General features: G+C 54.0%; 13 protein-coding genes. 2 read left to right on the top strand and 11 right to left on the bottom strand.

Annotated elements, in window-relative coordinates; all coding sequences use genetic code 11:
• Positions 1-26: 26 nt before the first annotated feature.
• On the bottom strand, positions 27-1,547 hold the full coding sequence (locus GOW16_RS13045; protein WP_170415648.1) for a basic amino acid/polyamine antiporter: 1,521 nt from the start codon (positions 1,545-1,547) through the stop codon (positions 27-29).
• 267 nt (positions 1,548-1,814) lie between these two features.
• Between GOW16_RS13045 and GOW16_RS13040 the strand changes: the two genes are divergently transcribed.
• A complete protein-coding gene (locus GOW16_RS13040) occupies positions 1,815-2,519 on the top strand; it encodes a glutathione S-transferase N-terminal domain-containing protein (protein ID WP_170415645.1) in 705 nt (234 codons plus the stop codon).
• On the opposite strand, the gene GOW16_RS13035 is transcribed toward GOW16_RS13040, so the two are convergent.
• Together GOW16_RS13035 and GOW16_RS13030 are read right to left on the bottom strand one after the other, a co-directional pair.
• Positions 2,516-4,093 (bottom strand): GMC oxidoreductase, encoded by a 1,578-nt coding sequence (locus GOW16_RS13035; RefSeq protein WP_170415643.1) that lies wholly within the window; start codon positions 4,091-4,093, stop codon positions 2,516-2,518. The genes GOW16_RS13040 and GOW16_RS13035 overlap by 4 nt on opposite strands.
• Positions 4,094-4,132: 39 nt before the next feature.
• On the bottom strand, positions 4,133-4,681 hold the full coding sequence (locus GOW16_RS13030; protein WP_170415641.1) for a gluconate 2-dehydrogenase subunit 3 family protein: 549 nt from the start codon (positions 4,679-4,681) through the stop codon (positions 4,133-4,135).
• 743 nt (positions 4,682-5,424) lie between these two features.
• Between GOW16_RS13030 and GOW16_RS13020 the strand changes: the two genes are divergently transcribed.
• The gene (locus tag GOW16_RS13020) at positions 5,425-6,216 is read left to right on the top strand and encodes an inositol monophosphatase family protein (RefSeq protein WP_170415636.1); all 792 of its coding nucleotides are present in this window, start codon (positions 5,425-5,427) and stop codon (positions 6,214-6,216) included.
• Positions 6,217-6,222: 6 nt separating this feature from the next.
• On the opposite strand, the gene GOW16_RS13015 is transcribed toward GOW16_RS13020, so the two are convergent.
• The 8 genes from GOW16_RS13015 to GOW16_RS12980 all read right to left on the bottom strand — a co-directional run bounded on the left by GOW16_RS13015 (position 6,223) and on the right by GOW16_RS12980 (position 14,710).
• Positions 6,223-6,789 carry a histidine phosphatase family protein gene (locus GOW16_RS13015; protein WP_170415634.1) on the bottom strand — a complete coding sequence of 189 codons (567 nt, stop codon included), beginning with the start codon at positions 6,787-6,789 and terminating at the stop codon, positions 6,223-6,225.
• A 1-nt stretch (position 6,790) separates the two neighbouring features.
• On the bottom strand, positions 6,791-7,864 hold the full coding sequence (locus GOW16_RS13010) for an ABC transporter ATP-binding protein (RefSeq protein WP_170415632.1): 1,074 nt from the start codon (positions 7,862-7,864) through the stop codon (positions 6,791-6,793).
• Complete coding sequence (locus GOW16_RS13005; RefSeq protein ID WP_170415630.1) at positions 7,861-10,077, bottom strand: ABC transporter permease; 2,217 nt, start codon at positions 10,075-10,077, stop codon at positions 7,861-7,863. The genes GOW16_RS13010 and GOW16_RS13005 overlap by 4 nt, the downstream gene beginning before the upstream one ends.
• A complete protein-coding gene (locus GOW16_RS13000; RefSeq protein ID WP_170415628.1) occupies positions 10,078-11,103 on the bottom strand; it encodes an ABC transporter substrate-binding protein in 1,026 nt (341 codons plus the stop codon).
• Positions 11,104-11,503: 400 nt separating this feature from the next.
• Positions 11,504-12,277 (bottom strand): polyphosphate polymerase domain-containing protein, encoded by a 774-nt coding sequence (locus GOW16_RS12995; protein WP_170415625.1) that lies wholly within the window; start codon positions 12,275-12,277, stop codon positions 11,504-11,506.
• Between the two features lie 23 nt (positions 12,278-12,300).
• Complete coding sequence (locus GOW16_RS12990; RefSeq protein WP_170415623.1) at positions 12,301-12,876, bottom strand: DUF4956 domain-containing protein; 576 nt, start codon at positions 12,874-12,876, stop codon at positions 12,301-12,303.
• A 206-nt stretch (positions 12,877-13,082) separates the two neighbouring features.
• The gene (locus GOW16_RS12985; RefSeq protein WP_368039896.1) at positions 13,083-14,027 is read right to left on the bottom strand and encodes a M48 family metalloprotease; all 945 of its coding nucleotides are present in this window, start codon (positions 14,025-14,027) and stop codon (positions 13,083-13,085) included.
• Between the two features lie 11 nt (positions 14,028-14,038).
• Positions 14,039-14,710, bottom strand: a complete 672-nt coding sequence (locus GOW16_RS12980) for a response regulator transcription factor (RefSeq protein WP_170415621.1) — start codon at positions 14,708-14,710, stop codon at positions 14,039-14,041.
• Between the last annotated feature and the right edge of the window lie 90 nt (positions 14,711-14,800).

Below are 14,800 nucleotides of genomic sequence, written 5' to 3'. Positions count from 1 at the left end.
TCAGCGCGCTATTGGACGGTAAAAACTCACGCTTTGTAGACTTGTGGCAAACGCCCATCAAACAGCATCCAGATCGCCACGGCGGCAAGGGTCACCAGCAAGGCCGCCACCAGCAGTTCCACCTTGTTAAATGCAGGCCCGTCATGGGCACCTTCGCGGCGCGCCCAGACGAACACCGGTACGCCGATCGTATAGATGATTGCGCCGGCGAGCATGAACTGCACGCCCGCCGCGAATACCAGCCAAAACCCATACAGTGTCGCCAAAACGCTTACGACAAGAGCCGTCCGCTTACCGATCCTCGCCGTTTCCGGATATCCGCCCGTCCACATCAGTTTCCAAAGAAATGCGGCCGAGCCAATGTAAGCAGGCAGGACGACAACTCCGGTGATAGACAACATCACGTTCCACGCATTGTCCGAAAAATACACCAGTATCATCGCCGCCTGCATGATGAAGGTAGAGATCCACAGGGAAACCGATGGGATACCGGCCTGATTGGTCTTCGCGAACAGTTTTGGAAATGTGCCGTCCTTGGCGCAGGCCCAGGGCAGTTGCGCAACAAGCAACGTCCAGACCAGCCAGGAACTGAGCAGCGCGATGATGACGCCCAGGTTGATGAATATCTCTCCCCATAGACCCACCAAGTCTCCGAGGATCGCAGCGGTCGAGGGTGGCGCCAATTGGGACAATTCTCCTTGAGACAGGACGCCGAACGGCAAGACCGAAACCAATACAAAAAGACCTGTCGCTACAAGAAATCCGAGTAATGTTGCCCGGCTCACGGTTGCCGCATCCGCCTTGTCCGACATGACAACCGCGCTCTCAATCCCGATATACATCCATAGTGTGACAAGCATCGTGCTTTTGACCTGGTCAAGGACGCTGCCAAGCGGTTTGTCATGAGTTTGGTTGTCCGCCACGTTGCCCCAGAAATCCGAGGTGAACAGACCTTTCCCAATCGAAAAGTAGGCAACAATCAACAGGAACAGAATGAGGGGAACGAATTTCGCGATCGTTCCGATATTGTTCAAGATCGCCGCACCACTCGTGCCGCGCATTACCAGAAAACACATTCCCCAGATGATTGCAGAGGCCGCAAGAATGGCTTGCCAGGTGTTTCCTCCCTCAAAATAAGGTGGAAAGAAATAATTCAGGGCATCCATGAGCAGGACCGCATAGCCCACGTTGCCGAAAACGACCGACAGCCAATACCCCCATGCAATCAAGAATCCGACCAGCCGTCCGAAACCGGCCCGCGAGTACATGTATATCCCCGAAGTCATCTCGGGTCGAACGTCCGCCAGGACCTGAAAACTTCTTGCCAGAAAGAAGATGCCCAAACCCGAGACAACCCAGGCTATCAAAATGGCCCCGAGCCCTGCCGAGGCGGCCATATTCTGGGGAATATTAAAAACACCTCCCCCGAACATGGCGCTGACGACAAGCAACGTCATGGCAAAGAGACCAAGTTTCTTGACCTCTGCGGACTTTGACGAAGCCGCGCTTGAAGATTCTGAACTGCCGGAATGCTCTGTGTTTGACATAGTTCTCTGTTCTTCCGCGATGAGCTGGCATTCCCAACTGGTCGTGCCGAATAAATAGGAATTGAACGTAACTTATCGTGCTGCCGTGATCGTAGTCTCTAAGTCTGAGAAAAACCAATACCGTTAAACGGATGCGTGCCTGTTGGTGTTAGGGTCTCCAATAGAGTCTTCGCCCAACCTTAACATGAACAATCAGGAGAACAGCAACATGACGACTCCGTCCCGGTTCATGTGGTAGCCTCAACGCGGTCCAAATTCCGGTTCACGATGAATACTCCTGAACAAAAACGCAGACTTTTTGAAGTCGTCGGAGAAAACCCGCAGGCTCATCTGAGCCCGTACTGTTGGCGTAGCCGCATGGCGCTTGCTCATAAACGTCTGACGTTTGCCTCAGAGCCGTGGCACATCACCGAAAAGCAGCGGATTGAGCGTTCGGGCGGTGTCACTGCGCCTGTGTTGGTGGATGGTGGAATGTGGGTTCGCGACAGTTGGCAAATCGCATGCTACCTTGAAAAGACTTATCCCGATTTTCCGCTTTTTGGCGGCGCAGTGGCGCAAGCGCTGTTTTGCAATAAATGGGCGGATAACACACTGCATCCCTTGATCTTTCGCGCCGTCATTGCAGAACAGTTTCCCTTGACGGCGCGCTGCGACAAAATCTACTACGAGGAGAGGACCCAGCGAAAATTCAAGAAAAGCGTGGAAGAAATTGGCGCAGACCCCAAACCTGCGCGTCAGGCTGTAGTACAGGCGCTAGGCCCGCTTGAAGACACTCTGGCCGAGGTCTCATTTCTGGGGGGCGGAACCCCGGATTATTCTGACTACATCTTATTTGGCACATTCCAATGGGTCAGGGTTGTCAGCCACAGACCATTCTGGTCGTCAGACAGTGTATTGCACAGATGGTTCGAGGCACTGTTGGACGCGTTTGACGGAATGGGACGGGCACAACCGCCACGCAGCGAACTTTAGGGCAATAATGAAGATCGGTTGGTACGAATAAAATCTGCCGTGCGGAAGACGAGAGCAGCCAGTGTAGCCGTTGGATTGATCGCGCCCGGTGTGGGAAATAGGCTCGCACCTGCAACGAACACGTTTTCGACCTCGTGAATTTGCCCAAAGGAATTGGTCACCGAGGTCGTTGGATCGCTGCCCATTATCGTGCCGCCGATCATGTGCATGGGGGCTCGGGGGCCAGCCCAGGCTTCCCTGGTTCCGGCAGCTTTGAATATCCGCAATCCTTCGGATTTCGCCAGTTCCGACCTGGCAACATTTTCCTGCGGCAGCGAATTGATGACACGCGCCTGGGGCAATCCATAGCGATCTCGTTTTGACGGATCGAGGGCAACGCGGTTTTCCGGGATGGCGTCCTCTTCACAAAGCACGGTCATGTTTCCGTAGTGCGAACTGGCTCTGTGCAGATAGTTATTCAGGGCATCGCCAAACAATTCAGGTTTGGCCAGAGCTGTTCCAAGAAGATCATTTGGCTTCGCCGCTTGCGCAACCAGCCAAGCCCGACTGCCAAACGCGTCTTTCGCCGGCTGCTTTTTGTCGTATCCGTCAAGGCACAGGGTGTTGGCCCCCGTCACACCCGTATGTGGTTCCGTTTCCTGTTTAAACAGACCGTGAATCGTTGTGAGCGCATGAGACGTGAAATAGTGGCCAAGTGTCCCGCTGCTATTGCCCAGCCCGTCCGGGTACTTATCATTGGATGATAATAACAACAGGCGGGCATTCCAAATCGTATGGCAGGCGGCGATGACGACGTCGGCGGGTTGAAAATTCTCTTGCCCATTCTCATCAATGTAGACGACACCGGTTGCTCGAGATCCTGATGGGTCGGTCTCGATACGTGTGACGTAGGCATTGTGGCGCAACTTAACACCGGCCCTTTTCGCACGCGGCCACTGCAACACCAAAGGGTTTGCCAACGCCCCGATCGGGCATCCGGCATCACACCAGCCATCCAGAATGCACCCAGCTCTGCCATCATATGGAACGCTGTTCACCGCCAGCGTATTCGAGGTGAGTGTCAGCCCCTCGGCGTCAAATCCTCTTTTGATGGCTGCCGATTGGCTGGAGATGGGAATGGCCGGCATCGGATAGGATGCGCCCGGAGGGGCGCTAGGGTTTTTCCCACCAGAGACACCAAAATAGACCTGCGCGTGATCATACCAAGGCCGCAACTCCTCATAGCTGATCGGCCAGTCCAAACTGCGCCCATATTGAGAGCGGACACGGAAGTCATCCGGGTGTAGCCGATACCAATTGGCGTACCAATGAAGTCCGGCCCCACCTGTGCCCCATCCCATTGCGAAATTTGCGGCCCCGACGAGGTCCCCGGTTTCCTGAACCTCAGGCCCTGCCCACCGAAGTCGCCGTGACCAGATTTGTGAGCTGATCATTTCCGAGAGTTTTCTTTCGGGCCCAGCCTCCAATACCAGCACGTTGAAACCTGCCTCACCCAACTCAGCCGCCATTGTACTGCCAGCGATACCCGAGCCAGCAATGACGACTTCAACCTTTTCGCGTGAAATCTTCGCCATTTGACCTCTCAGTGCTGCCAGGGCTTTACCTGCTTTGAACTACCAGGGCTTAGGTGGCAGAATGTGCGCTAAATAAGGTATCCCCAGATCCGCGAACCCTGCTTCGGTGCCATAGACCACATCAACAGCGTCACTGCGTGAGATGAAGTAAAAGAAGTTTGGATCCGGATCGCGCCAGACCTGCATTTTCGACGCCACTGCCGCCGCTATCATTTCGTTTTGCTGACTCTTCTTCAGCTGAAGAAAGGATGCGCCAAATCGGTGATGGCTTTCTGCGTCAATCCCAATGATGCCCTTTCGGTAAAAACCGACCATATCGTTTGCGTTCAGGTATCTCAGCAGCAGCAGGGATGACGCCTGATCCCCTGACAAATTTTGGTCGACGAATTTCGCTACCCCTGCATTGCGGGCACCGGAAACAATAACGTCGCACCAGGCCGCAAGCGCATCGGCCTCACCATGTGTGAATTGTTTGTAGCTTGTTTGTTCGACAATCTTCGCCTGCGCATTTCGAGAAAGAATGCGCACGAATATGCTTGTCCAGATCGAAGCCCGGATCATGCGAGTCACAAAGCGTCTACGGCTCATCATTCGAACTGCCTCCGCTAATTGCGTAGGGAAACAGTATCTTCGCAACTATACTCTTCTTGTCAAATTGTCGGATTATGCAACGCCTGTAGAGCGCCGCAAAGATTCCTGTTGTCTCGCCCATATTGACAACGAAGCAAGAGAGACTTCGGTCCTTGATACGTGCTTCATTGACATTCGCCGAGGGGAACAGGTTTTTAGCGAAACTTAGCCTCAGGGCTTCTACCCAGCAAACAACGAGACCCGCGCGTGCGATTGCTGACAGGAAAGTCTTGGATCATTGGTCGCACCTCGCCGCCAGTCTTGCAATTTGCCGAACACGATCATCACAAGCGGGACACCGCTATCCAAGGCCTGTGACATCATCTATCGGGTTTCAGAAGACGTCGATCTATCCCTCGCCAGGCACAGCCTAGGATCCAAGGCGAACGTGACCCCGAACCCTACCCTTTCGGTCAAAAAACAAAAGCAACTTTTGCAGAGGATTCAGGAAACTGCCACCGGAGCAATCTCCGGGCCACTTCTGAATTCGCCCGCGAGACAGTCATTTCTTATCGCGTTGCCAATAACCCTGGACCCGACCTTCTAAATGGCTGTTGGTGAACGGACGTTACGATGACTTCAATTTGTTACATGATACTCAGACGGCCCGAAAGTTTCACTTTCTGTCCGACAAATTTTTTTTGTTAAGTTAAGCTGCTCCCAAAATGTGACATAGCAATTGGCAGGAAGGGGGCGGACCTATGGTTGATATTTCCAGGCGAAAGAACTTCGCTATTACGGTTGCCGAAGAAGCAGGTGCGCAAGCGCTGAAGTACTTTGCCAATCGAGATACTTTGGTAATCGACCAAAAAGGTTCGCAAGACTGGGTCAGCGAGGCGGATCGCAACGTCGAAACCTTCATACGCGCGCGGATCGCCAGTGCTTTTCCCGATGACGGGATTTATGGCGAAGAACACGCGGCGAAGACTGGATCAAGCGGGTTTGACTGGGTGATCGACCCGATTGATGGAACAACGAATTTCGTCAACGGCATTCCAGCCTGGACGATTGTCCTAGCGGGCGTTTCGAACGGAAAGACGCAGGTCGGTGTGATTTTCGAACCGAACGTAGATGAAACCTATGTTGCCATGAAAGGCAAAGGCGTCACTCTGAACGGGCAACCAATTCAGGTCGCTTCAAATGTGGGCCTGGCCAGTGGAACAGTGTCGGTTGGGTATTCGAACCGGGTTGAAGCATCCAATGTGATTCCGGTGATTTCAGCTCTGGTCGGACGCGGTGCTCTCTATCATCGCAACGCAAGTGGCGCTCTGTCGTTGGCGTATGTCGCAGCGGGACGCCTTCTGGGATACATAGAGGAACACATGAACGCCTGGGATTGCCTCGCCGGTCAGTTGATGATCGTGGAAGCCGGTGGTGTGATCGAGAATCAGGATGCCGAAAGCATGATCCAGTACGGTGGCCGTGTTATCGCAGGAACTCCGGATGTTTTCGACACGTTGAAATTGATCTGCGATGACGCCTGGGCCAAGTGACGTCTGTCAGGCAATCGGCTGCCACCCGCTTTCAGGTTGCAATGTCGCAATATCCGCGGTCCAGAAGTGGCCCTGCCCCGGTTGATCAAACCGCCGGTGGATTTCCTCGCCTGCAAGGTGGCACCACAGAAGTGTCCCAACCGCGCCATGGGTGACAATGGCCAAGTCTCTTCCGTCGTGGTCTTCGACGATTGACAGAACCGCTCGAACGATGCGCATTTGCGCAGCCTCGGCTGTTTCCCAGCCGTGATAGCTGGATTTTGCTGATGCAAAGAACGTGTCCGCGGCGGCCTCAAACAACTCCGGCGGAAGGAAACCGGTCGCGCTTCGGTCGTTCTCACCTAGTTCAGGGTGGGTGTTCACCGTCAGGCCAAGGGGCGTTGCAAGGATGGCTGCTGTCTCGGACGCCTTCCTCTCGGTACTGGTCCAGATATCGGTCACCGATGACATAGCCTTATTCTGCGCAAACGCTTCGGCTCGGGCGCGACCTGTTTCGCTCAAACGCCACTCGGTGATCGGGGTAGCAGGCTCGACGACAACCTCGGGGTGGGTGACGACGACAAGCTTTCCCACTCTACCCTTCCGGCAACAGAACAGGGCCGCGTTCGGCAAAGGACATTTTGACTTCGGTGCCGGTCTCCAGTGGCTCGTCCACGTCATCCTGCACGGCAAACACCTGCCCGAATGGGCCGGTTAGCGTGTACTCCATACGCACACCGACGTAAGTTGCCTTGGCGACTGTTGCAGTGATACCAGATTCCAACCCAATCAAAATCCGCGACGGTCGCACGGCCAGCGTTGCGGGCCCCGGTGTCAGATCGCGCGAGGGGAGCGTGTGACGATACCCCTCGATCTCGATGGTGGCCTGATCGCCTTCAACAGCAACAATTGTGCAGCCAATCAGGTTCGCCTCGCCAATGAAGTCGGCCACAAACCGGTCAATCGGTGCGTCATAAAGTTTCCGAGGCGTACCGATCTGAGCGATGGCGGCGTTTCGCATGACGACGATTTCATCCGATACGGCAAGAGCTTCTTCCTGATCGTGAGTCACATAAACGACCGTCAGGCCCAGATCCTGTTGAATGGCGCGGATATCTTCGCGCACCTGACGGCGTAACTTTGCATCAAGGTTCGACAGGGGTTCGTCAAAGAGCAACACCTGAGGTTCCAGAACCAAAGCCCGCGCGACGGCGACACGCTGTTGCTGCCCGCCCGAAAGCTCACTTGGTAGGCGACTGTCAAAACCCTTGAGGCCAACAAGTTCTAACCCATGCAACGCACGCGAGCGCGCCTCGCGCTTGTCGAAACCGGAAAAGGTCAACCCGTACATGACGTTTTCCAGCACGCTCATATGTGGAAACAGCGCGTAAGACTGAAACACCATCGACACGTCACGGTCGGTAGCGGGCAGTTTCGTCACGTCCCGGTCACCGATCAGAATCCGGCCCGACGTCGCCATTTCCAGACCCGCAATCATGCGCAAGGTCGTCGTTTTACCGCAGCCAGAAGGACCCAAAAGCGTTACCAGTTTGCCCGCTTCGACGTGCAGGTTGATGTTGTCGACGGCGACCACATCCTTGCCGAACACTTTCGAAACCCCCTCGAAACGGACTGGCGCGGCCTTACTTGCAATTGTCGTTTCGCTCATGTCGTTTTCTCAGCTCCGAGTTGCGTGCGTCGCCCGATCTGAACGCGGCCCACGAGGAATTGCAAAAGCCCGACTGCCGCCAGCATCACGAAGATCAGCGTTGTGGAATATGCGATTGCAAGACCGTAATCGTTATTCTCGACCCGACCGATGATATAGCTGGTAGCCATGTCATACTCGGCCGAAACAAGGAAAATCACCGCAGAAATGGCCGTCATTGCGCGGACAAAGCTGTAGACCAGCGCAGCCAGTATAGCTGGCCGCAAAAGCGGAAGGATCACGCGCCTGAAAGTTTGCCACGAGTTCGCACCAAGCGTCAGTGAGCTTTCGTCGAGGGATTTGTCCAGCTGCGACATCGACGCGATACCGGCGCGAACCCCAACCGGCATATTGCGGAAGATAAAGCTGACGACAAGGATAACGCCCGTGCCAGTGATCTCGATCGGGGGAACGTTGAATGCCAGGATATAGCTGACACCGATAACGGTGCCGGGAATAGCGAAGGATAGCATCGTGCCGAATTCAAATGCATTCTTGCCCGCAAAGCTTTGCCGCGTCAGCAGGTAGGCCGTGACCAGGCCCACGGCGGCAGTCAATGGCGCGGCAATGGCGGCGATGGTGATCGTGGTCCAGAAACTGTCCCAGGCGGCTCCGGTCCAGCGAATGCCCTCTTCCTCGAAGCGGACCGAAAAGGCTGTGACGTAGTGCTTGAACGTCAGCGAGTTATCGACGCCCCACAGTTCGACGACACTGCCATAGATGATCATCCCGTAAACCACGGCCGTGAAAACTGCCCAGGCAACAGCAATGCCCAGAACCGGTATGGCCAGGCCGCGTGGCATCAACGGATGCACACCGGCATCGCCTTTGCCGGAAACGGTTGTATAGCTCTTTTTGCCCAACCATGCGCGCTGAGCATAGAAAGCAGAAAGTGTGAAGAACAAAAGCACCATGGCCAGAACAGCAGCCCGACCCTGATCGTATTGCGCACCGACTATTGCGAAGAAAATCTCGGTCGACAGCACATCGAAATTTCCGCCCAGGACAAGTGGGTTGCCAAAGTCGGCCATGGATTCGATGAACCCCAGCAGAAAGGCATTGGCGAGACCAGGGCGCAGCAGCGGCAGGGACACGGTTTTGAATGTTTGCCAACGATTGGCCCGCAACGTTTGCGCGGCTTCTTCCATCGAAGGCGACACCCCTTCGACGACCCCTATCAAAACCAGAAAGGCGATAGGCGTAAATGCCAGTGTCTGGGCAATCAGCACCCCGGGCATGCCGTATAGCCAGCGTGTAGGCTGCACACCAAAGATCTCGGCAACAAATCTGGTGACCGAACCGGAAAGCCCGAACAACAGGATTAGCGCAAGACCAATCACGAAGGGCGGTGTGATAATCGGCAAGACCGTCAGCGCGCGCATCCCGCGTTTAAAGCGGAATCCCGAGCGTGTAACGACAAGCGCAAAACAAAGGCCAAGTGCGGTCGTAATGAAGCCTACGAGAATCGCAAGAAACAAAGAGTTCCAAGCGGCACCGCATTTGGCACCGGCAAAACAGCCCAGACCCCAAAGCCGGTCATCAAAGAATTTCGAGGCAAAAACCGAAACTGAATAAGCGCCTTCTTCTGTAATGAAAGCTGCAAACAGCATCTTCGCAATCGGGAAAAAGACGAAAACCGTGACAATGGTGATCACACCGCCAATTGCACTGACAACGAAGACATCGCCGTTTATGGCTCCGCGCGCGGCAATGCCCTGCGTCAGTAGAAACAGAAACGCTGTGGCGCAGATCATCGCGCCGTACCCCATGCCGAACTGACGGATCTTTGGCTCTCCGAACAGCTCCTTCATCCAGTCGAAATTGAACCCGCGAATGCCAATTGAAAATCCCTGCGCAATCAACCAGCCAAAACCCAAGGCACCGGCCAAAATCAGGATGCGAGCATATTGCGGGTCGGACTTCGGTTTGCCAAGCACCAGTAATGGCAAGGCAAGCGGGACCAATAGCGGCGCAAGCCAAACCTTTTCCCCCTGTCCGATCAGGAAAGCGGCGGGAGCATAATCTTCGTCGAACGGATATCCGTTGACCATCCACGCGAATGACCAAATTCCGTCCTCTACCATGAACCATGGCAGCAGGCAGAAACCGACCCACCCGGCAATGATCCAAAAGATCAATACCGGATGGGTCGTTTTTGGTGTGGTGTCAGTCACTTACTGAGGCAGAACAGAGACCTCTTCGTCCCATTTCTGCAAAAGGCGCTTGCGTTCGTCTGACGAGCCGTACTTTTTGAAATCATAGTCAATCAGCTTGATCTGGCTCATGTCTGGCGCGCTTTCAGAGGTTTCCGCATTCTTGTTGGACGGAACCTGGAAGGCGTTAACCTCAAGTGCTAGGTTCTGGGCCTCGGGGCTGAGCGCCCAGTCATAGAACTTTTTGGCCTCTTCTTCATTGCGGGCACCGTCGATGATCGACATCGAACCGATCTCGTAACCTGTGCCCTCGCATGGGGCCACAACCTTGACAGGAAAACCTGAAACGGCCTGCTTGACCGCATCGTGCATAAAGACGATTCCGATGGTGTTCTCACCCCGTCCGGCGGCCTTGATAGGGGCCGAACCCGACTTGGTATATTGGTTGATGTTCGAATGCAGGCCCTTCATGAACTCAAAGCCATCATCCTCACCAAATATCTGCACCATCGAGGCCAGCGTTGTATACGCGGTGCCCGAGGAATTCGGGTTCGCCATCTGTACATGCCCTTTGTACTCGGGCTTCAGCAGGTCTTCCCAACATGCGGGCTCGGGCAGGTTGTTCGCGGCCAGAAGGTCCGAGTTATAGCCATACCCCAGCGCGCCGGAATAAATCCCGATGGTCTTGTTGCCTGCACTCTCGGCCTGCGAGATCGCCCAGTCGTGAAGCTGATCACGCATCGGCGACATGTACTCCATCGTCAGGCCCTCTTCGGCAGCCTGCAAATGGGGATCACCGGTACCACCCCACCATACGTCGCCTTTGGGGTTCGAACTTTCGGCGCGAATTTGAGCGAATGTCTCACCCGACGACTTGCGGGTCATGTTGACGTCGATGCCAGTAGCATCCTCGAAACTGCGGGCCATAAGCTGACACCAGTCTTCCTGCGCCGAGCAATAAAACGTCAGCTTGTCAGCCTTGGCGGCACTTAGTGAAGCGGCAAAAGCGAGCAGCGATCCTGCCAGCGTAATCGTCAGTTTTTTCAAAGTCTTTCCTCCCCTATGTCCCGAACCGTGAATGTTAACGGGATACCGGTAATCTTATCATTGGAGGTATTTGCTAGAAGTGCTGCTTGGTCCTAAATTCGTTGGCCAGAACAAGGTCCGACCTGTCCCCCCATGATGGGAACAATCTCACCACCGTACCGTCGGTTCTGCAAGAAAAATCAACGAACACCCTTTTTGGCCCACCATGAATTGAGTATTCAAGTTGGGTTGCAGGAGTAAACTGGACCGGAAAAGCCAGCCTAATATCCGCACCGACTGAAAAGCTGTTTGGCAGGCTTGTGGTTCATGCCACCTCGGAACGAGAACACTTTTTTGATTGATCCGAGTTTGAGGTTTCCATACCCGCGCACAGCTTGTTCTGTCCGATTGAAACGAGCTGTCAACGCGGCCCGGCAAGTCGAAGCTTGCGCAACGCAGGCAGGAACTTGTTTTGTTTATCTACCGAACCTGTTGCGGCCATTCCAATACAGTATTTCGAGCATCGCTTGGTTGGGTGCAGGTGCAATTCGCGCAGTATTTTGTCGGCGATTCCATTGCCGCGCGCCGATTTGGTCTCGATGATGAACATATCAGGTTGTACCGCCCGAGAAACTCCGCCAGCCTCAAAATGTAGGCTGGTATCGATCGTCATCCGCTCTCCACCCTCTTTGGCAACCAAAGTTATGCGCTCATACCGCATGGCGATCACCGGGTGCAGCATCTTGCCAAAGTCTTCCGAGTAGATGTCGCGGTAGTTTTCTTCGACAAACTCAGCAGCCTGCCGGTTCATCGGGTTGGCAGGATCGTTGATCTTCAATCGTCGTTTCACTGTAATTTTACGCCTGTCTTTCAGCTTGACTTCAAGATAGCTGAATCCGGCATCCACGTACTCTCGAACCCGAACCTTACAGCGTTTGCGGCGCCCTTGATGATGGTCGTAGTAACCGCGCAACTCTTCATCGTCATAATAACTGGTTGCATAGGTGAAGGCCCGCTTGCCGCTGATTTCCAACACATCGAAATGCTCGGAAAACCTTTCCAAAGCGGGCCTGAAAGCATCGGCGGGCAGAATGTATTTGTTGTCCAGCCGTTCGAGCATGGCCGCTTTGCTGTTAAGCTCCCCAAGACTGATTGCCGCGAAACTCATGAGCGTCTGTGCGATGTTGGTATCCATGACGGTTTCCTGTAACTGGGCGCTTAGCTTTTGCGGAAGAAAACGTTGATGCGGGCCATGTCGTTGATGTAGTCGAGCGCGGTGATTTGATAGGACATCACGTCTACTCCCAACCGCTCTGACAGGTCTGCGCGCATGGCCCCGGGATCTGACAGAGCATGCGCGTCGATCTTGTCCAGCGTGATTTTGACACCATCCGCGGATTTCAGAATGCGCGGGTGGTCAAGCGCCCAGGCACCCAGAAGGACCAGCGCGACGATCACTCCGACAAAAGCCAGCTCTGTGCCGTGAATTGAGCATATGACCGCGATAGCGATAGAGCCGAAGAAATAAGTAATCTCGACTTTCGAGATTTGTTCGGACCGCAACGTGAACAGTGCCAGAATTGCGAACAAACCAAATCCTGCCGCCAGGCTGAATTCAACCGAAGATAAAACAGTCAATACGCCAAAGGCGAAGACGTTAAAAAGCGAAGCGGCAGTCACCAGTTCTTTGTCGCGGTAGCGACGGTAATACAACCCAAAGACCAACGCCATCATCGCGATGATGTTGACTACAAAGCGAATGGGAGTTTCGGGGGCGAGCGTAGTTTCCAACATACATATTGATCCCTGTTGCGAACCCTATTGAGGGCACTTGATGGATCAATTTTTCTCGTAACGTCTGAACTCATCCTGATTGTCAAATTGACTGCATGTTACAGTTTTATGAAAGTTTTATGACACCGAAATTTGTGTGTTGGCCTTGCAGACGCTCTCATCGGAGGATGAGAGGCTGCTCAACAAAAGCCCGCAGAGTGTACGGATTACCTGCCAATTTCAGCCATGGTTGCTTGCACTACGTAGTACCGTTGAGAATTGGGGGGATGGGTGCCCAAAAAGCGATCGCCTGGATCAGGAATTCGGGCAAAATACAACGCGCCCTTAAGCGGATCATAACCGGCATTGTAGGCAATGATCGTACCCAGCTTATCGGCTTCCAGTTCGAAATTTTTGGAATAACTGCGCCCACCAACAAAAGCCCCGATATCTTGCGCTGTGGCGATTTCATTCAAGCCGGTTCCCGCGAGTGTTGCGAGGCCACCTAATAGCACCGCGCCAGCTGCCGCGTTTTGGGCCTGACGCGCTAGATGTCCCTGAACATGATGAGCGGCCTCATGTGCCAAAACAAATGCAAGCTCATCAGAGTTATTTACATCACGTATCAGCGCTTGCGTCATCGTCAGAACCGGGCGCCCCGTCTTGTCCAAACTCTGATACGCGTTGGAAGGCGCGTTCTTGTTGGGATCTATCCGGATCAAAAAGTCGCAGTTTACCCCCTGAGTGCGACGGCTACATTCACGCTCTGCAACCGGCTCAATCCGGGCCACAACCTGACGGAATCTTGCTTTAGCCTGCTGAGCACTCACAGGTGTGCCTGCTCCTACTGGCTGAGGAATGGGTGCCGAAGGCGCGGTGGTGGTTGAAATGCATCCCGACAGCACCAAAACCAACAAAACGGGCAACACTCGCGTCATGAACGAACCTTTCAATCGACTAAAGGGACCGCAATTGAGACCTTGGTCTTCCCAAATGTAAAGCGTCGCGTTGGTCTGAGTGGGCTTGCGGCGCGCTCTCGCGCAGAACTGGCAACTTTTTTCCAGAGCTTTTTGTTCGAATCCCGAAATAGATTCAGCGCAAGTGCAATGGCATTCAGAACCGCACAAGACCGAACGCCTCATGATTTGAGCTTTGCCTTCGAGCCAATCCACAGAGGCAAAGCTCAGGTCATACGATATCCGACGTTTCTGAGTGTCACGATCCGCTGACCCTCAGCACCGATTTTGCGCCTAAGGCGCCCGACATAGACGTCAACAACATTGGTCAACGGGTCTTCATTCATGCCCCAAACCGAGTTTAAAATCCGTTCTCTGGACAATACGCGCCCGACATTGGTCAGAAACAGAAGAAGCAGGTCGCGCTCTTTTTTGGACAGCTGAATTTCCTGACCTTCGACTGAAACCTGAAGCGAGAGCCTGTCAAATGTTAGGGTTCCACACGATATAACAGTGTCGCTCAGATCATTCGCATAGCTGTTGGCGCGACGGTGCAGCGCCTCCACTCGCGCGATAAGCTCGTCAAAATCGAACGGTTTGGGAAGATAATCGTCCGCACCGATCTTTAGTCCTTCAACCCTTTCTTCAGGGCTATCCAAGGCGGTCAACATCAGGATCGGGATCTTTGATTTCCGAGCGCGCAACTTGCGACACACATCTTGCCCTTGAATACCCGGCAACATCAAATCCAACAAAATGATGTCGTAATTACTGGCGGCCACGTGTTCCAATGCATCTTCGCCGCTCGGCGCATGATCCACGGACCAACCTTCAGCAGATAACCCACGCCGAATAAAATCAGCAACGCGCGTTTCGTCCTCGACCAGTAAAATATTCATCTTGTGCCCCAGCTGTCGTTTTGTGCGAAACCGTGAAAATGCAAAACGGCGTGCCGCAACTCCGGGTCCAAAATCCGTACGCTGAATAAG

The organism is Ruegeria atlantica (genome assembly GCF_013033965.1).
Classification (GTDB): domain Bacteria; phylum Pseudomonadota; class Alphaproteobacteria; order Rhodobacterales; family Rhodobacteraceae; genus Ruegeria; species Ruegeria atlantica_D.
This window is presented reverse-complemented; position numbering and strand designations above follow the sequence as displayed.

Coding starts and splice junctions, on each gene's coding strand:
- GOW16_RS13035 (WP_170415643.1), bottom strand. CDS start 4,093: ATGGCGAAGATTTCACGCGAAAAGGTTGAAGTCGTCATTGCTGGCTCG.
- GOW16_RS12995 (WP_170415625.1), bottom strand. CDS start 12,277: ATGGATACCAACATCGCACAGACGCTCATGAGTTTCGCGGCAATCAGT.
- GOW16_RS13045 (WP_170415648.1), bottom strand. CDS start 1,547: ATGTCAAACACAGAGCATTCCGGCAGTTCAGAATCTTCAAGCGCGGCT.
- GOW16_RS13040 (WP_170415645.1), top strand. CDS start 1,815: ATGAATACTCCTGAACAAAAACGCAGACTTTTTGAAGTCGTCGGAGAA.
- GOW16_RS13030 (WP_170415641.1), bottom strand. CDS start 4,681: ATGAGCCGTAGACGCTTTGTGACTCGCATGATCCGGGCTTCGATCTGG.
- GOW16_RS12990 (WP_170415623.1), bottom strand. CDS start 12,876: ATGTTGGAAACTACGCTCGCCCCCGAAACTCCCATTCGCTTTGTAGTC.
- GOW16_RS13010 (WP_170415632.1), bottom strand. CDS start 7,864: ATGAGCGAAACGACAATTGCAAGTAAGGCCGCGCCAGTCCGTTTCGAG.
- GOW16_RS12980 (WP_170415621.1), bottom strand. CDS start 14,710: ATGAATATTTTACTGGTCGAGGACGAAACGCGCGTTGCTGATTTTATT.
- GOW16_RS13020 (WP_170415636.1), top strand. CDS start 5,425: ATGGTTGATATTTCCAGGCGAAAGAACTTCGCTATTACGGTTGCCGAA.